This window comes from Variovorax sp. dw_308 (assembly GCF_019207085.1).
Taxonomy (GTDB): Bacteria; Pseudomonadota; Gammaproteobacteria; order Burkholderiales; family Burkholderiaceae_C; genus Variovorax.
The window spans coordinates 300529-316756 of sequence record NZ_JAATOM010000002.1 but is presented as its reverse complement, the minus strand read 5'-3'; the positions used below and the strand labels follow the sequence as shown (position 1 = coordinate 316756).

Below are 16228 nucleotides of genomic sequence, written 5' to 3'. Positions count from 1 at the left end.
GTATTCACCTCCTGCGGGAACCTGGCGCCCGGGACGCCGATCCCGCCGTTCCTCCTTCTCTATTTGCACAAAGGCCTTCCACATGACAGCCGTTGTTCTCGACATCCACGATGGATGGGCGGAGCTGATCCTCAACCGGCCCGAGCGCAAGAACGCCATCGAAGGCACGCTCGCACAGGCCATGCACGACGCACTGCGACAACTCGCCCTGGACGATGCCGTGCGCGCCGTGGTGCTGCGTGGCGAAGGCGGCGCCTTCTGCTCGGGCCTCGACGTGAAAGCCTTCGGCGCGGAGCCGGCGCCTGAATGGAAGGCCGGCTTCCCTGTGTTGTGGGCGGCGGTGCACAACCAACTGCTCGCAAGCCGCAAGGTGCTGGTCGTCGCGCTGGAGCGCTATGCCATCAACGGCGGCGCCGCGCTCGCATTGGCCGCCGACCTCATGGTCTGCGGCGAGGGGGCTTTCCTGCAGGTCGGCGAGATCGGCATCGGCATGGCGGCGCCACGCAATGCGGCCTGGCTGGCGTTGCGCCATTCCGAAGCGGTCGCGGCGCGCGTATGCCTGATGGGCGACCGCATCGGCGCGGCCGACCTGCTTCGGCTGGGCATCGCGACCGAAGTGGTGGAAGACGGCGCGGTCGTCGCGCGTGCGCAGGCTATCGCGAAGGCCATCGCCGCCTTCCCCGCGCACTCGGTTCAGGCCATTAAGTCAGGCATGCGCGCGGCCACGATGCAGATGCCGCCCGAGCAGTGGATGGACGCCTGCGCCAAGGCCGATCTGCTGGACCGGCAAGGCGCGATCAGCCATGTGACGACCAACAAGTCGTGAAGACCGGCAGCGCCGGGCTGCTGCGCATTCACGTCGAGCCGTCCCGCGGCTGCCTTGCCTTGTCCAGCATGAACTCGATGAAGGTGGCGGCTGCGCGGGTGCGGTGGCGGCCTTGCATGTACAGCATGTACATGTGGGTGCCGAAGATCGAGAGGCGCCACTCGCTCAGCGCGGCGACCACTTCGCCGTTGGCGAGTTCCTCCTCGAACACGTAGTCCGGCACGATGCCCACGCCCAGGCTGGCGAGGATCGCCTTGCGCAGGAACAGGAAGTTCTCCGAGATGAGGGTCGGCTCCAGCAGCACCTCGTGCCGCTCCTGGGCCAGGTAGGCCGACACGCGCAGCTGTCGCCCCATCACGGCCGAGGTGATCAGCGGCACGTGGCGCAGGTCGTCCAACTGCACCGGCAGGCCATGCTCGCGTGCCCAGGCGCTGCTGGCGCAGGCCACGTAGTTCACCGGCCCCATGTCGCGTGCCACCAGGTTCTGCGGCGGCTCGGACATCACGCGGATCGCGATGTCGACCTCCTCGCGCATCAGGTCTTCCACCCGGTTCTCGAACATCACGTCCAGCACGATGCCGGGGTAGAGGCGCTTGAATTCCACAAGCCAGTCGGACATGACGAGCTGCCCGTAGCCGCTGGGCACCGACAGCCGCACGCGGCCCTGCAGGCTTTGCCCGAGGGAGGTGACCGACTCGCGCGCGGCCTGCAGTTCGTCGCGGATGGCGCAGCCGTGCGCGTACAGGCGCAGGCCGATCTCGGTGGGCTCGATGCGGCGCGTGGTGCGGCGCAGCAGTTGCTGGCCCAGGCCGCGCTCGAACTGGCCGAGCCGGTTGCTCACGTTGGCGCGGCTCATGCGCAGGCGCCGCGCCGCCTCGCTGAGGTTGCCGGCTTCGACAATTTCTACGAACAGGGCGAGGGCGTTCTGGTCCATGGGCGGGTGGCTCCGCTGTCAATTAAAAGTTGACAGTGTGTCAATCACTGGGGGAATTGTAGATATCGGATTGCCACATCAGAATCCGCGTCAGGCCCCGCCCGGGGCGCATGTGCTTGCTTTCGGAGACACACCCATGACGACTGCTTCCATCACCACCCCCGTCGTTCGCAGCGCCCGCCATGGCGGCGTGCTGTGCATCACCATCGACAACGCGCCCGTCAACGCCATCTCGTCGGCCGTGCGCCGCGGGCTGAAGGAAGCCGTCGAGGCGGCCGACGCCGACGCCGCCGTGAAGGCGATCCTCATCGTGGGCGAGGGCGCCAACTTCGTGGCCGGCGCGGACATCCGCGAATTCGGCCAGGCGCCGCAGCCGCCCTCGCTGCCCGAGGTGTGCAACCGCATCGAGGCGTGCGGCAAGCCGGTGATCGCCGCGATCCGGGGCGCGGCGCTGGGCGGCGGGCTGGAGATCGCGCTGGCTGCGCACTACCGCGTTGCCCTGCAGGACGCAAAGCTGGGCCTGCCCGAGGTGCAACTGGGCCTCATGCCCGGCGCAGGCGGCACGGTACGCACGCCGCGCCTGGTCGGCGCGCAGGCCGCGCTGGACCTGATGCTCAGCGGCCGCCACGTGAAGGCCAAGGAATCTCTGTCGCTCGGCCTGTTGGACCGCCTCGCGGAAGGCGAGGACGCGCAAGTCGCGGGCCTGACCTATGCCAATGAACTGCTGGCACAGGGCGCCGGCGTGCGCCGCAGCCGTGACGCGCAGGGCTTGGCCGACCGCGCTGCCGCGCAAGCTGCCATCGACGCCGCCAAGGCCGACGCCGCGAAGAAGTCGCGCGGTCTTTTCTCCCCGATGAAGATCGTCGAGGCGGTCCAGACTGCGCTCGACAAGTCCTTCGACGAGGCAGTCAAGGCGGAGCGCGAGGCCTTCCTCGCCTGCATCGAGAGCCCGCAGCGCGCCGGACTCATCCATGCCTTCTTCGCCGAGCGCGAAGTGGCCAAGGTCCCTGAAGCCAAGGCCGCGCAGCCGCGCAAGCTGGAAAGCGTGGGCATCGTCGGCGGCGGCACCATGGGCGCCGGCATCGCCGTCGCCGCGATGGACGCGGGCTTGCCGGTGGTGATGGTGGAGCGCGACCAGGCGTCCATCGATCGCGGCCGCGCCAACGTCGAGAAGGTCTACGATGGCCTGGTCGCCAAGGGCCGCATGACGCCCGAGGCCAAGGCCGCCGTCATGGCCCGCTACACCGGCAGCACCGACTACGCCGCGTTCAAGGACGTCGATCTGGTCATCGAGGCGGTGTTCGAGGACATCGAGGTCAAGAAGGCCGTGTTCAAGGAACTGGACCGCGTGTGCAAGGCCGGCGCCGTGCTGGCCACCAACACCTCCTACCTGGACATCGACGCCATCGCCGCGAGCACCTCGCGCCCGCAGGACGTGGTCGGCCTGCACTTCTTCAGCCCGGCCAACATCATGAAGCTGCTGGAGATCGTGGTGCCCGCCAAGGTGAGCGCGGACGTGGTTGCCACCGCCTTTGCGCTGGCCAAGCGCATGAAGAAGGTGCCGGTGCGCGCGGGCGTGTGCGACGGCTTCATCGGCAACCGCATCCTGGCGGTGTACCGGCAGGCCGCCGATCACATCCTCGAGGACGGCGCCAGCCCTTACGAGATCGATGCCGCGGTGCGCGGCTTCGGCTACCCGATGGGTCCCTTCCAGGTCTCGGACCTGGCCGGCGGCGACATCGGCTGGGCCACGCGCAAGCGCAAGGCCGCCACGCGCGACCCGAAGGCGCGCTACGTCGAGGTGGCCGACCGCATCTGCGAGCGCGGCTGGTTCGGCCAGAAGACGCAGCGCGGCTGGTACGTGTATCCCCAAGGTGCGCGCGCCGGCCAGGAAGACGCCGAAGTGCTGGCCATCGTCGACGCCGAGCGGCAGAAGAAGGGCATCGTGCCGCGCAAGTTCACGGCCGAAGAAATCATGCGCCGCTACATGGCCGCGATGGTCAACGAAGGCGCCAAGGTGGTGGCCGAGGGCATCGCGCTGCGCCCGCTGGACGTGGACGTGACCTTCCTCTCCGGCTACGGCTTCCCGCGCTACCGCGGCGGCCCGATGAAGTACGCCGACATGGTGGGCCTGCCGAAGATCCTCGAAGACATCCGCGCCTTCGCCAAGGAAGACCCGCTGTTCTGGCAACCCGCGCCGCTGCTCGAAAAGCTCGTGGCCGAGGGCAAGGACTTCGCCAGCCTCAACCAGCCGCAAGGCTGAACCCCATCCCCCTGCCGCATCCTCCTAAAGTGGAGGAGGGCGGCTTTCACCTCGAAACCTCCCAGGAGAAATCCCATGCGCCAGGCCGTCATCGTTTCCACCGCCCGCACGCCGCTCACCAAGTCGCACCGCGGCGAACTCAACATCACGGCCGGCCCGACGCTGGCCAGCTTCGCGGTGCGTGCCGCTGTCGAGCGTTCGGGCATCGATCCGGCGCTGATCGAGGACGCCATCCTCGGCTGCGGCTATCCGGAAGGGATCACTGGCCGCAACGTCGCGCGGCAGGCCATCATCCGCTCTGAACTGCCCCTGAGCATCGCCGGCACCACCGTCAACCGCTTCTGCGCCTCGGGCCTGCAGGCCATCGCCATCGCCGCCGGGCGCATCGTGGTGGACGGGGCGCCGGCCATGATCGCGGGCGGGGTGGAAAGCATCTCCGGCATCCGCACCCGCGACGACGGCAACTCCGGGCTGGACCCGTGGATCGTCGAGCACAAGCCGCAGCTGTACATGGAGATGATCGACACCGCCGACGTGGTGGCGCAGCGCTACGGCATCAGCCGCGAGGCGCAGGACCGCTTCTCCGTGGACAGCCAGCGCAAGACCGCCGAGGCGCAGGAAGCCGGCCGCTACAGCGAGGAGATCGTCCCCGTCACCACCACCATGGCGGTGGCGAACAAGGAGACCGGCGAAGTCGCCAAGAAGCAGGTGACGATCGACCACGACACCTGCAACCGCGCCGGCACCACCTACGAGTCGCTGGCCAAGCTGGCGCCGGTGAAGGGCGCCGACAAGTTCATCACCGCGGGCAACGCCTCGCAACTGTCCGATGGCGCCAGCGCCTGCGTGATGATGGAAGCGAAGGAAGCCGAGCGCCTCGGCCTGCAGCCACTCGGCGCCTTCCGCGGCATGGCGGTGGCCGGCTGCGAGCCCGATGAGATGGGCATCGGCCCGGTGTTCGCGGTGCCCAAGCTGCTGCAGCGCTTCGGCCTCACGGTGCAGGACATCGACCTGTGGGAACTCAACGAAGCCTTCGCCTCGCAGTCCATCTACTGCCAGCAGACGCTGGGCATTCCGGCCGGGCGCCTGAACGTGGACGGGGGCGCCATCTCCATCGGCCACCCCTTCGGCATGACCGGTGCGCGGCTGGCCGGCCACATCCTGCTTGAAGGGCGCCGCCGCAAGGCCAAGTGGGGCGTGGTGACGATGTGCATCGCCGGCGGCATGGGCGCGGCGGGCCTGTTCGAGATCTTCTGAAGCAAAAGGCCACGGCATGGACCTGAAGTTCACTCCCGAAGAAGAAGCGTTCCGCGGCGAGGTGCTGCACTTCCTGCGCGACAAGTTGCCCGAGCGGCTTTCGCACAAGGTGAAGAACGGGCTGCGCCTGACGCGTGACGACATGCTGCAGTGGCATGCCATCCTGCATGCGCGCGGCTGGCTGGCCAACCACTGGCCCGAGCAGTACGGCGGGCCGGGCTGGAGCCCGGTGCAGAAGTTCATCTTCGAGAACGAGTGCGCGCTGGCCGGCGCGCCGCGCATCGTGCCCTTCGGCCTGAACATGCTGGGGCCGGTGCTCATCAAGTACGGCAGCGAGGCGCAGAAGCAGCATTGGCTGCCCCGCATCCTGAATGGCGAGGACTGGTGGTGCCAGGGCTACTCCGAGCCGGGCTCTGGCTCGGACCTGGCGTCCGTCAAGACCACGGCGGTTCGGGACGGCGACCACTACATCGTCAACGGCCAGAAGACCTGGACCACGCTGGGCCACTACGCCAACATGATCTTCTGCCTGGTGCGCACCAACAGGGAAGCCAAGGCGCAGTCGGGCATCAGCTTCCTGCTGGTCGACATGAATTCGCCCGGCGTCGAGGTGCGGCCCATCATCACGCTGGAGGGCGAGCACGAGGTCAACGAAGTGTTCTTCAACGACGTGCGGGTGCCCGCCGAGAACCTGGTCGGCGAGCAGGACAAGGGCTGGACCTATGCCAAGTTCCTGCTGACCTACGAACGCACCAACATCGCGGGCGTGGGCTTCTCCGTCGCGGCGCTGGAAAAGCTCAAGCGCATCGCCGGCAAGGTCCGGCGCAACGGCCGCCCGCTGGCGCAGGACCCGCAGTTCGCGGCCCGCCTTGCCAAGGTCGAGATCGACCTGGAGAACATGAAGACGACCAACCTGCGCGTGATCGCCGCCGTCGCCGGTGGCGGCGTGCCGGGCGCGGAAAGCTCCATGCTCAAGATCCGCGGCACCGAGATCCGGCAGGAAATCTCCTCTCTGGCGCGCCGGGCGATGGGGCCGTATGCGCAGCCCTTCATCGAGGCCGCGTTGCACGAAGGCCATGACGAAGCGCCGGTCGGCCCGGCCGAGGCGGCGCCGGCGGCCTCGCTGTACTTCAACAACCGCAAGCTGTCGATCTTCGGCGGCTCCAACGAAATCCAGAAGAACATCATCTCCAAGATGATCCTGGGCCTGTGAGGGAAGCGACACCATGAACTTCGAACACACCGACGACCGCCGCATGCTGGCGGATTCGCTGGACCGCTTCATTGCGGAGCAATACGCATTCGGCACGCGAGACCGCATTGCGAAAAGCGACGAGGGCTACAGCCGCGAACACTGGTCGCAGCTGGCAGAAATTGGGGCCCTGGGCGCGCTGTTTCCCGAGGAGGTGGGCGGCTTCGGCGGGGCCGGCTTCGACGTGGCCGTTGTCTTCGAGAGCCTTGGCAAGGGTCTGGTGGTGGAGCCATTCCTCGGCGCGCTAGTTGTCGGCCGCGCCATCGCGCAGGCCGGCAGCGCAGGGCAGAAGGAGCGCATCGCTTCGCTGATCGACGGCAGCACCTTGGCCGCGCTGGCGCACGAGGAACCGGGCTCGCATTACGAGGCCACGTTGGTCGCCACGAAGGCCGAGCGCTCCGGCGATGGCTGGGTGCTGGACGGCGCGAAGGCGGTGGTGCAACAGGGCGCGCAGGCCGGCTTGTTGCTGGTGTCGGCGCGCACGCGTGGCGCCGACGACGATGCGGACGGCATCTCGCTGTTCCTGGTGCCGTCAGATGCGCCGGGCCTGGCCTGGCGTGACTACACGAAGATCGACGGCGGGCGCGCCGCCGAGTTGACGCTGCAAGGCGCGCGCGTGGGTGCCGATGCGCTGCTGGGCACCGAGGGGGCAGGCGCGCCGGTGCTCGAGCACGCGGTCGGCTGGGGCCTGCTGGCGCTGGCCGCGGAATCGCTGGGTGCGATGGAAGTCGCCAAGCGCGACACGCTGGAATACCTGCGCATCCGCAAGCAGTTCGGCGTGCCCATCGGCAGCTTCCAGGCACTGCAGCACCGCATGGCCGACCTGCTGCTGGAGATCGAGCAGGCGCGCTCGGCCGTCATCAACGCCGCCGCCGCGATCGACGGTGGCGAGCGCATCGGCCGCGAGAAGGCGCTGTCTGCCGCCAAGTACAGCATCGGCCGCATCGGCACCCGCGTCGCGGAGGAATGCATCCAGCTTCACGGCGGCATCGGCATGACCTGGGAGCTGCCGCTGTCGCACTACGCCAAGCGACTGGTGATGATCGACCACCAGCTCGGCGACGAAGACCATCATCTGGCGCGCTACATCGCGCTGGGCCAGGAGACCCTGCAATGACCGGGACCACCACCGTTCCCCCCATCCTCGTGCGCCGCGAAGGCCCGGTGCTGGTGCTGGCCATCCACACGCCCGGCAAGCGCAACGCGATCAGCCCCGGCCTTTACGCCGCGCTGGCCGAGGCGCTTGCATCTGCCAGCACCGATGCCACCGTGGGCGCCGTGGTGCTGACCGGCGCCGACGGCTACTTCTGCTCCGGCGGCGACCTGAACACGCTCGCCACCCGCCGCCTGCTCACGATCGAGCAACGTCTCGAAAAGCTCGAAGGCCTGCACGGCCTGGTGCGCCTGCTGCGCGACTTTCCCAAGCCCGTCGTCGCGGCGGTGGAGGGTGGCGCGGCCGGCGCCGGGTTGTCGATGGCGTTGGGCTGCGACCTGCTCGTGGCCGCGCGCGATGCGAGCTTCTCGGTGGCCTATGTGAAGGTGGGCCTGACGCCCGATGGCGGCGCCACCGCCTTCCTGGCGCAGGTGCTGCCGCGCCAGTTGCTGACCGAGATGTGCCTGACCGGCGACCGCATCGGTGCCGAGCGTCTGCACGCCCTGGGCGTGGTCAACCGGCTCACCGAACCCGGCGGCGCCGACGCCGAGGCCATCGCGCTGGCCACGCGCCTGGCGGGCGGCCCCGAGCAGGCGATGGCGCGCATCAAGACGCTGTGCCGCGAGGCGGTGTCGAGCACGCTGGACGCGCAACTCGACCGCGAGGCCGGGTTCATGGTCGAGGCTCAGGGCAGCGCGGAATCAGCAGCGGGCATCGATGCCTTCCTGGCCAAGCAGACGCCCGATTTCGTGCCGCTGCGGAGCAAGCGATGAGCGTGGCCGGCGAAGCCCGCCTGCCGCTCGCGGGCGCGACCGCGGAAGCCCGCCTGCCGCTCGCAGGCGCGACCGCGGAAGCCCGCCTGCCGCTCGCAGGCGTGCGGGTGCTGGACCTGTCGCGCGTGCTGGCCGGCCCCATGTGCGCCCAGGCGCTGGGCGACCTGGGTGCGGAGGTCATCAAGATCGAGCACCCTGGCCGTGGCGACGACACGCGCGACTGGGGCCTGCGTGTGGGCTCGCGTAACACCGCCTACTTCAACAGCGCCAACCGCAACAAGCAGTCGGTGGGCGTGGACCTGCAGAAGCCCGAGGGCCAGCGCCTGGTGCGCGAACTGGCCGCGAAGAGCGACGTGGTCATCCAGAACTTCAAGTTCGGCGGCATCGCGAAGATGGGGCTGGACTACGAGTCGGTGAAGGCCATCAACCCGGCCGTCGTCTACTGCTCCATCACCGGCTACCGCACCGACGGCCCCGAGGCCGCGCGCCCCGGCTACGACCTCGTGGTGCAGGGCGAGGCCGGCCTGATGGCGCTCAACGGCGAGGAAGGGCAGGGTCCCCTCAAGTTCGGCGTGGCGGCGGTGGACATGTTCACCGGCATGTACTCGGCGCAGGCAATCCTGGCGGCCCTGTTCGATCGCGAGCGCACGGGGCAGGGCAGGCATGTCGAGATGGCGCTGTACGACTGCGGCCTGATGATCACCGCCTACTACGGCATGGAGGCGCTGCTGATGGGCAACGACCCGCCCAAGTACGGCAACGCGCATCCTTCCATCGTGCCTTACGGCGTTTTCGACGCGGCAGACGGCCCGGTGGTCATCACCGTGGGCAACAACGCGCAGTACCAGCGCTTCTGCAGCGAGGTGCTGGAGCGGCCGGACCTGGCGACCGACGAGCGCTTCGCCACGAACCTGGCCCGTTCCAGCAACCGTCACGAGCTGCTGCCCGCGCTGCGCGCCGAACTGGCCCGCCGCCCGCGCGAGCTGCTGCTGACGCGCATGACGGCGGCCGGCATTCCCTGCGGCGAAGTGCTGGGCCTGCTGGAGGCCCTGCAGTCCCCGCGCAGCACCGAGGCGGGCCTGCTGGCCGAGCTTCCCAACCCCGAGACCGGCACGGTGCAAGTGATGGCGCCGCCTTACCGCATCGACGGCCAGCGCATGCCCGTGCGCGCCGCCCCGCCGCTGCTCGCGCAGGACACGGATCGCGTGCTCGGCCAACTGCTGGGCATGGACGCGCAAGCCATTGCCGCGCTCCGGCAGGGCGGCGTCCTGTAGCTTCACTTCTGATTTCCTGAAACGAGACTTCCTGATGAGATTCGATACCTTCACCCGCCGCACCCTGGCGATCGCCCTGGCCTCGCTGGCCGTCGTTGCGGCTGCGCCTGCCTCCGCGCAGGATTGGCCAGCCCGCCCGATCAAGCTGATCGTTCCTTTCCCGCCCGGCGGCCCGACCGACACCGCCTCGCGCGTGGTCGGCCAGAAGCTCGCCGAGCGGCTCAAGCAGCCAGTGGTGGTGGAGAACCGCGCCGGCGCGTCAGGCACCATCGCCGCACAGTTCGTGGCCAAGAGCGCGCCCGACGGCTACACGCTGATGATGCTCGCCACGCCCACGCTGCTGGCGCCCCACCTGTACAAGTCGGCAGGCTACGACATGGCCAAGGACTTCGCACCCGTTGCCAGCGTGTACGACCTGCCGATCGTCGTGGTGGTCAATCCCGCCGTGCTGCCCGACGTGAAGACCTTGGCCGACCTGATCGCCAAGGCGAAGGCCGAGAAAGGCCAGCTCAACTACACCAGCTCCGGCCCGGGCAGCTTCGGCCACCTCACGATGGAGATGCTCAAGGACCTGGGCGGCTTCGACATGCAGCACATCGCCTACAAGGGCGGCACGCCCGCCGTGACCGACCTGCTGGGCGGCCAGGTGCCGGTGATGTATGCCGACCTGGTGGCTGCGTTGCCGCACATCCAGTCCGGCAAGCTGCGCGCCATCGCCGTCGGTTCGCCGCAGCGCATCGTGCAACTGCCGGATGTGAAGACGATTGCGGAGCAAGGATTCAAGGGGTTCGACGCCGTCTCGTGGGGTGGTCTGCTGGCGCCGGCCGGCACTCCCAAGCCGGTAGTGGACCGTGTGAGCGGCGAGGTGAAGAAGATCCTGGCGGACAAGGACGTGCAGGAACGCCTGGTGAAGGCGGGGGCGGCGGCTGCCTATGGCGATCCGGCGCAGATGTCCTTGCGCATTCGCACTGACTTCGACAAGTGGGGGAAGGTGATCCGGGACAAGGGTGTGGCGGTCAACTGAAGCGGGCTTGGTGCGGGTTGGCAGCGACGAAACCGTGCCGCCACCGCACAACTCGATGGGTCGAGGCAGGGCCAATTGGCATGCGGACAACTTCCAACCCGTGAGGCCCAGAAAAGAAAAAAGCCCTTGAAATCAAGGGCTTTGTTCATCTTGGCGGAGCAGGCGGGATTCGAACCCGCGGAGGGCTATTAACCCTCACACGCTTTCCAGGCGTGCGACTTAAACCGCTCATCCACCGCTCCGAGCCTTCGATTCTAACCCGCAGAAGGGGTCGTTTTTCCGGCTTGCACCATTCGCATCGCCGATGCGATCAATGCGGCCGTCTCGGTCATGTTGCTGGGCACGATCAGCGTGGTCTTGGAGTCCGCAGCGACCTTGCTGTAGGCATCCACGGCGCGCTCTGCCACTTTGAGCTGCACCGCCTGCTCGCCGCCCGGCTCGCGGATGGCGGCCGCCACGCGCGAGATGGCGCCGGCGGTCGCCTCGGCCACCGCGGTGATGGCCGCTGCCTCACCCTGCGCGTTGTTGATCTGCGCCTGCTTCTCGCCCTCGGAGCGCGCGATGAAAGCCTCGCGCTCGCCGGTGGCGATGTTGATCTGCTCCTGGCGGCGGCCTTCCGATGCGGCGATCAGCGCGCGCTTCTCGCGCTCGGCCGTGATCTGGCGCTGCATGGCTTGCAAGATCTCCTTCGGCGGCGTCAGGTCCTTGATCTCGTAGCGCAGCACCTTCACCCCCCAGTTCAGCGCCGCCTCGTCGATCGCGGCAACCACCTGCGCGTTGATGATGTCACGCTCCTCGAAAGTCTTGTCGAGCTCCAGCTTGCCGATCACGCTGCGCAACGAGGTTTGCGCAAGCTGCGTCACGGCCACGATGTAGTTCGACGATCCGTAGCTCGCACGCATCGGGTCGGTCACCTGGAAGTAGAGGATGCCGTCCACCTGCAGTTGCGTGTTGTCGCGCGTGATGCAGATCTGGCTGGGCACGTCGAGCGGAATCTCCTTCAGGCTGTGCTTGTAGGCCACCTTGTCGATGAAGGGGATCAGGAAGTTCGGCCCTGGCGCCATCGTCCCGTTGTATTTGCCCAGCCGCTCGCGCACCCAGGCGTTCTGCTGAGGCACGAACTTGACCGACTGGCTGATGAAGATGATGGCGATGACGAGGATGACGGCTGCGACTTCCATGGTGCGGTTCCTTTGGCTTTTCGATTTCAGATCTTGTCGACGACCAGGCGGCTGCCGACCACCTCCGTCACGCGGTGCATGCCGGTCGCCGGCATGACGCCGGGGCGATGGATGGCCGTCCATTGGGCGCCGCGATAGCGCACGCTGGCGGTGCCGTCGCTGTTCCAGGCGTCGACCTGCACGCTGCCGCCGACGTCGAGGTTGACATTGGGGTTGGACTGCGAGGGCAAGTCGGGCGGCCGGCGCTTGCGGATGACGTACCAGCCCAGCACCGCGCCCACGCCGACCACGGCAGCCACGACCAGCTGCGTGGTGAAACCCGCCCCCAGATGCGCCGAGACGGCGGCCGCCGCAAAGCCCCCGCTCAGCAGCAGCAGGTAGACCGTGCCGGACATCAGTTCCAGCACGATGGCGGCCCCCGCGATCAACCACCAGATGGTGGAAAGCTCCATGAATTTGCTCCTGCATGTGAATCCGGCTGCATTCTCTGACATACGGTCAGATGGTGGACATTGGAATTCCTTACACTTCGCGCCTCTTTTCCCCATCCGGGCACGCCCATGAAATTCCGTTTTCCCATCGTCATCATCGACGAGGACTTCCGCGCCGAGAACACCTCGGGCCTCGGCATCCGCGCGCTCGCGCAAGCCATCGAGACTGAAGGATTCGAGGTTCTGGGCGTGACAAGCTATGGCGACCTGAGCCAGTTCGCCCAGCAGCAAAGCCGTGCCAGCGCCTTCATCCTGTCGATCGACGACGAGGAGTTCACGCCCGGCCCGGACCTTGACCCCGCCGTACTCAACCTGCGCACCTTCATCGAACAGGTGCGCCGCAAGAATGCCGAGGTGCCGATCTACATCTATGGCGAAACCCGTACCTCACGCCACCTGCCCAACGACATCCTGCGCGAGCTGCATGGCTTCATCCACATGTTCGAGGACACACCGGAGTTCGTGGCGCGCCACATCATCCGCGAGGCCAAGAGCTACCTCGAAGGCGTGCAGCCGCCGTTCTTCAAGGCGTTGATCGATTACGCGGAAGACGGCTCGTATTCATGGCATTGCCCGGGCCATTCGGGTGGCGTGGCCTTCCTGAAGAGCCCGGTCGGCCAGATGTTCCACCAGTTCTTCGGCGAGAACATGCTGCGTGCCGACGTGTGCAATGCGGTGGAAGAACTCGGCCAGTTGCTCGACCACACCGGCCCGGTGGCTGCCAGCGAACGCAACGCGGCGCGCATCTTCAACGCCGACCACTGCTTCTTCGTGACCAACGGCACCAGCACCAGCAACAAGATGGTGTGGCACCACACGGTGGCGCCCGACGACGTGGTGGTGGTCGACCGCAATTGCCACAAGTCGATCCTGCACGCGATCATCATGACCGGCGCGATTCCGGTCTTTATGAAGCCGACGCGCAACCACTTCGGCATCATCGGCCCGATCCCCAAGAGCGAGTTCGAGCAGAGCGCGATCAAGGCCAAGATCAAGGCGAACCCGCTGCTCGCGCACGTCGATCCCGACAAGGTCAAGCCGCGCGTGATGACGCTCACGCAGTCGACCTACGACGGCGTGATCTACAACACCGAGACCATCAAGGGCATGCTCGACGGGTACGTCGACACGCTGCACTTCGACGAGGCCTGGTTGCCGCACGCGGCCTTCCATCCGTTCTACGGCGCCTACCACGCGATGGGCAAGCGCCGGGTGCGCCCGAAGGACTCGCTGGTGTTCGCCACCCAGTCCACCCACAAGCTGCTGGCCGGCATCAGCCAGGCCAGCCATGTGCTGGTGCAGGACTCGCAGAACCGCGCGCTGGACCGCGACCTGTTCAACGAGGCCTACTTGATGCACTCGTCCACCAGCCCGCAGTACGCGATCATCGCGAGTTGCGACGTGGCCGCCGCCATGATGGAGCCGCCCGGCGGTACCGCGCTGGTGGAGGAATCCATCCTGGAGGCGCTCGATTTCCGCCGCGCCATGCGCAAGGTCGAAGATGAGTTCGGCAAGGACGAGTGGTGGTTCAAGGTCTGGGGCCCCGAGAAGCTCGTCGACGAGGGCATCGGCCGCGCCGAGGACTGGGTCATGAAGGGCGAGGGCAGCAGCGAGAAGAAGACCAAAAGCTCGGCGCGCAACTGGCACGGCTTCGGCAAGCTGGCCGACGGCTTCAACATGCTCGACCCGATCAAGTCGACCATCGTCACCCCGGGCCTGGACCTGCAGGGCAAGTTCGCCGAGACCGGCATCCCGGCCAGCGTGGTCACCAAGTTCCTCGCGGAGCACGGTGTGATCGTCGAGAAGACCGGGCTCTACAGCTTCTTCATCATGTTCACCATCGGCATCACCAAGGGCCGCTGGAACACGCTGTTGACGGCGCTGCAGCAGTTCAAGGACGACTACGCGCGCAACCAGCCGATGTGGCGGATCCTCCCGGAGTTCTGCCAGCAGCATCCGGGCTATGAGCGCCTCGGCCTGCGCGATCTCTGCAATCACATCCACAAGCTCTATGCGCGCTACGACGTGGCGCGGCTCACCACCGAGATGTACCTGAGCGACCTGACGCCGGCGATGAAGCCCAGCGACGCCTACGCGCACATCGCGCACCGCAAGACCGAGCGCGTGGAGATCGACAAGCTCGAAGGCCGTATCACCACCAGCCTCATCACGCCATACCCGCCCGGTATTCCGCTGCTGATCCCGGGTGAGGTGTTCAACAAGAAGATCGTCGACTACCTGAAGTTCGCGCGCGAATTCAACACCGAGTGCCCAGGCTTCGAGACGGACATCCACGGGCTGGTGGCGAAGGTCGACGAGACGGGCAAGAAGCGCTATTACGCCGACTGCGTGCGGGCCGGCTGAACCTTCGGGGCGTCTTCAACCCAGGCGCAAGGTCATCACCCCGGCCGCAATGACGAGAGTGCCGATGGCCCGCTGCCAGCCAAAGGCCTCGCGCAGGAAGAGGGTGCCGATCAGCGCGGCGAACAGCACCGAGGTCTCGCGCAGCGCGGCGACGACGGCGACCGGCGCGCGGGTCATCGCCCACAGGGCGACGCCGTAGCTGCCGAGCGAGGCCGCGGTGCCGAGGAATGCGATCGGCCAGCGGCGCTTCATGTAGCGCAACGCCGCAAGACGTTGGCCTGGGCGGCGCCAGAGTACCAGCAGCAAGTACGGAATGCCGTCGAACACGAACAGGCCCGCGACATAGGCCACCGCGCTGCCGGAGACGCGCACGCCGATGCCGTCGACGATGGTGTAGACAGCGATGATCGCGGCGTTGGCGAGCGCAAAGCCGATCGCCTTGCCGCGATGCGAGGTGCCATCGGGAGCCGCCGCCGAGCGGGACAGGCCCAGCGTGAAGACGCCGATGCAGAGGACGGCGACGCCGATCCAGGCCGTGGCGGAAATGCGTTCGCCGATGAAGGCCATGCTGCCGAGCGCCACCAGCAGCGGGGCGCAGCCGCGCATCAGCGGGTAGGTCAGGCCCAGGTCGCCATGCTTGTAGGCGCCGGCGAGCGCGATGTAGTAGCCGAGGTGGATGGCGAGCGATGCGGCCATGTACGGCCATGCCGCGCGGTCCGGCAGGCCGCTGCTCATCAGGAGCGGGATCGCCACGAAGATGCCGAGGCTGTGGACGAGGGCCGTGTCCAGCGCCTTGTCTCGGCCGGCCTTGATGAAGGCGTTCCAGCCCGCGTGCAGCAGCGCGCCGAAGAGTACGGCGAGAACGATCGGGCCGGTCAGTGTCACGCGGCGGCCAGCACGCAGCTTCTGGCGCGCGCCAGGTAGTGCCCGAGCGGCGGGGTCTGGAGATCGGGCGACTTGGCCAGGTCGTCCCACAGGCGCACCTGCACGGCATCGGCTGCATGCGCACGGCCGATGAACTCGCGGGCCTGCGCGGCGGAGAAGGTGCCGCCCTGCAGCTCAAGGCTGCGCTTCGAGTCGGCGGAAAGCGCCTGCCAATAGTCGGGCCGCGTCGCGCACAGGTAGCGCTTGGCATCGACGTGCCACTGGATCGCGCCCAGCACGCGCTCGCCGAACACGCCGCGCAGGAAGGGCAGGGCGAAGTACTGGTGCACGTCGTCGATGCCGCGCAGCGTGGGCGATTCGCCTTGGTCGTTGAGCAGGTGGCCGAGGTCGTGCAGCAGGGCTGCGGTGACGAGTTCATCATCCGCGCCGGCCTGCTCGGCGAGCCACGCGGTCTGCAGTGCGTGCTGCAGCTGGGTCACCGGCTCGCCGCTGTAGGTGGCCGCGCCGTGGCGGGCGAACAGTGCCTCGATGTCGGTCAGGGACAGGGCCAT

At 67.6% G+C, this 16228-nt stretch carries 14 protein-coding genes and 1 tRNA gene; 9 read left to right on the top strand and 6 right to left on the bottom strand.

All coding sequences use genetic code 11. The features are described from left to right. The first annotated feature begins 82 nt into the window (after positions 1 to 82). Positions 83 to 826 (top strand): enoyl-CoA hydratase/isomerase family protein, encoded by a 744-nt coding sequence (locus HCU76_RS04715; RefSeq protein WP_213954865.1) that lies wholly within the window; start codon positions 83 to 85, stop codon positions 824 to 826. A gap of 28 nt (positions 827 to 854) precedes the next feature. Here the strand turns inward: HCU76_RS04715 and HCU76_RS04710 are convergent, their stop codons facing one another. After that, positions 855 to 1760: a LysR family transcriptional regulator gene (locus HCU76_RS04710; RefSeq protein ID WP_218508598.1), complete on the bottom strand. Its 906-nt coding sequence runs from the start codon at positions 1758 to 1760 to the stop codon at positions 855 to 857. 136 nt (positions 1761 to 1896) lie between these two features. On the opposite strand from HCU76_RS04710, the gene HCU76_RS04705 reads away from it, so the two are divergent. The 7 genes from HCU76_RS04705 (at position 1897) to HCU76_RS04675 (ending at position 10756) form a co-directional block, all read left to right on the top strand. Beyond that, entirely contained in the window at positions 1897 to 4023 is a 2127-nt protein-coding gene (locus HCU76_RS04705; RefSeq protein WP_218508597.1) for a 3-hydroxyacyl-CoA dehydrogenase NAD-binding domain-containing protein, read from the top strand. 75 nt (positions 4024 to 4098) lie between these two features. After that, positions 4099 to 5280 (top strand): acetyl-CoA C-acyltransferase, encoded by a 1182-nt coding sequence (locus tag HCU76_RS04700; protein WP_213954868.1) that lies wholly within the window; start codon positions 4099 to 4101, stop codon positions 5278 to 5280. A gap of 16 nt (positions 5281 to 5296) precedes the next feature. After that, positions 5297 to 6493 (top strand): acyl-CoA dehydrogenase family protein, encoded by a 1197-nt coding sequence (locus tag HCU76_RS04695; RefSeq protein ID WP_213954869.1) that lies wholly within the window; start codon positions 5297 to 5299, stop codon positions 6491 to 6493. Between the two features lie 13 nt (positions 6494 to 6506). Continuing rightward, positions 6507 to 7649 carry an acyl-CoA dehydrogenase family protein gene (locus tag HCU76_RS04690; RefSeq protein WP_213954870.1) on the top strand — a complete coding sequence of 381 codons (1143 nt, stop codon included), beginning with the start codon at positions 6507 to 6509 and terminating at the stop codon, positions 7647 to 7649. Beyond that, positions 7646 to 8458, top strand: a complete 813-nt coding sequence (locus tag HCU76_RS04685; RefSeq protein ID WP_213954871.1) for an oxepin-CoA hydrolase, alternative type — start codon at positions 7646 to 7648, stop codon at positions 8456 to 8458. The genes HCU76_RS04690 and HCU76_RS04685 overlap by 4 nt, the downstream gene beginning before the upstream one ends. After that, entirely contained in the window at positions 8455 to 9732 is a 1278-nt protein-coding gene (locus tag HCU76_RS04680) for a CaiB/BaiF CoA-transferase family protein (RefSeq protein WP_213954872.1), read from the top strand. The genes HCU76_RS04685 and HCU76_RS04680 overlap by 4 nt, the downstream gene beginning before the upstream one ends. A 34-nt stretch (positions 9733 to 9766) precedes the next feature. Continuing rightward, complete coding sequence (locus tag HCU76_RS04675; RefSeq protein ID WP_213954873.1) at positions 9767 to 10756, top strand: tripartite tricarboxylate transporter substrate binding protein; 990 nt, start codon at positions 9767 to 9769, stop codon at positions 10754 to 10756. Positions 10757 to 10907: 151 nt separating this feature from the next. Here HCU76_RS04675 and HCU76_RS04670 read toward each other — a convergent pair. From HCU76_RS04670 to HCU76_RS04660, 3 genes are all read right to left on the bottom strand, one after another. Continuing rightward, positions 10908 to 10998 (bottom strand) — tRNA-Ser (locus tag HCU76_RS04670). Positions 10999 to 11010: 12 nt separating this feature from the next. Beyond that, positions 11011 to 11937, bottom strand: coding sequence for an SPFH domain-containing protein (locus HCU76_RS04665; RefSeq protein ID WP_213954874.1), 927 nt, complete (start codon positions 11935 to 11937; stop codon positions 11011 to 11013). 26 nt (positions 11938 to 11963) lie between these two features. Next, positions 11964 to 12389 (bottom strand): NfeD family protein, encoded by a 426-nt coding sequence (locus tag HCU76_RS04660; RefSeq protein ID WP_213954875.1) that lies wholly within the window; start codon positions 12387 to 12389, stop codon positions 11964 to 11966. A gap of 108 nt (positions 12390 to 12497) precedes the next feature. On the opposite strand from HCU76_RS04660, the gene HCU76_RS04655 reads away from it, so the two are divergent. After that, entirely contained in the window at positions 12498 to 14792 is a 2295-nt protein-coding gene (locus HCU76_RS04655; RefSeq protein ID WP_213954876.1) for an arginine/lysine/ornithine decarboxylase, read from the top strand. Positions 14793 to 14807: 15 nt separating this feature from the next. On the opposite strand, the gene HCU76_RS04650 is transcribed toward HCU76_RS04655, so the two are convergent. Both HCU76_RS04650 and HCU76_RS04645 read right to left on the bottom strand, forming a co-directional pair. Then, positions 14808 to 15677: an EamA family transporter gene (locus tag HCU76_RS04650; RefSeq protein WP_213954877.1), complete on the bottom strand. Its 870-nt coding sequence runs from the start codon at positions 15675 to 15677 to the stop codon at positions 14808 to 14810. Then, positions 15674 to 16228, bottom strand: a complete 555-nt coding sequence (locus tag HCU76_RS04645; protein WP_213954878.1) for a phosphonate degradation HD-domain oxygenase — start codon at positions 16226 to 16228, stop codon at positions 15674 to 15676. Before HCU76_RS04645 ends, HCU76_RS04650 begins: the two co-directional genes overlap by 4 nt.

Excerpts from the sequence above, each read along its gene's own strand:
- HCU76_RS04695 (WP_213954869.1), top strand. The coding sequence starts at position 5,297 with ATGGACCTGAAGTTCACTCCCGAAGAAGAAGCGTTCCGCGGCGAGGTG.
- HCU76_RS04660 (WP_213954875.1), bottom strand. The coding sequence starts at position 12,389 with ATGGAGCTTTCCACCATCTGGTGGTTGATCGCGGGGGCCGCCATCGTG.
- HCU76_RS04715 (WP_213954865.1), top strand. The coding sequence starts at position 83 with ATGACAGCCGTTGTTCTCGACATCCACGATGGATGGGCGGAGCTGATC.
- HCU76_RS04680 (WP_213954872.1), top strand. The coding sequence starts at position 8,455 with ATGAGCGTGGCCGGCGAAGCCCGCCTGCCGCTCGCGGGCGCGACCGCG.
- HCU76_RS04705 (WP_218508597.1), top strand. The coding sequence starts at position 1,897 with ATGACGACTGCTTCCATCACCACCCCCGTCGTTCGCAGCGCCCGCCAT.
- HCU76_RS04645 (WP_213954878.1), bottom strand. The coding sequence starts at position 16,228 with ATGGCCCTGTCCCTGACCGACATCGAGGCACTGTTCGCCCGCCACGGC.
- HCU76_RS04690 (WP_213954870.1), top strand. The coding sequence starts at position 6,507 with ATGAACTTCGAACACACCGACGACCGCCGCATGCTGGCGGATTCGCTG.
- HCU76_RS04675 (WP_213954873.1), top strand. The coding sequence starts at position 9,767 with ATGAGATTCGATACCTTCACCCGCCGCACCCTGGCGATCGCCCTGGCC.
- HCU76_RS04665 (WP_213954874.1), bottom strand. The coding sequence starts at position 11,937 with ATGGAAGTCGCAGCCGTCATCCTCGTCATCGCCATCATCTTCATCAGC.
- HCU76_RS04655 (WP_213954876.1), top strand. The coding sequence starts at position 12,498 with ATGAAATTCCGTTTTCCCATCGTCATCATCGACGAGGACTTCCGCGCC.
- HCU76_RS04685 (WP_213954871.1), top strand. The coding sequence starts at position 7,646 with ATGACCGGGACCACCACCGTTCCCCCCATCCTCGTGCGCCGCGAAGGC.
- HCU76_RS04700 (WP_213954868.1), top strand. The coding sequence starts at position 4,099 with ATGCGCCAGGCCGTCATCGTTTCCACCGCCCGCACGCCGCTCACCAAG.
- HCU76_RS04710 (WP_218508598.1), bottom strand. The coding sequence starts at position 1,760 with ATGGACCAGAACGCCCTCGCCCTGTTCGTAGAAATTGTCGAAGCCGGC.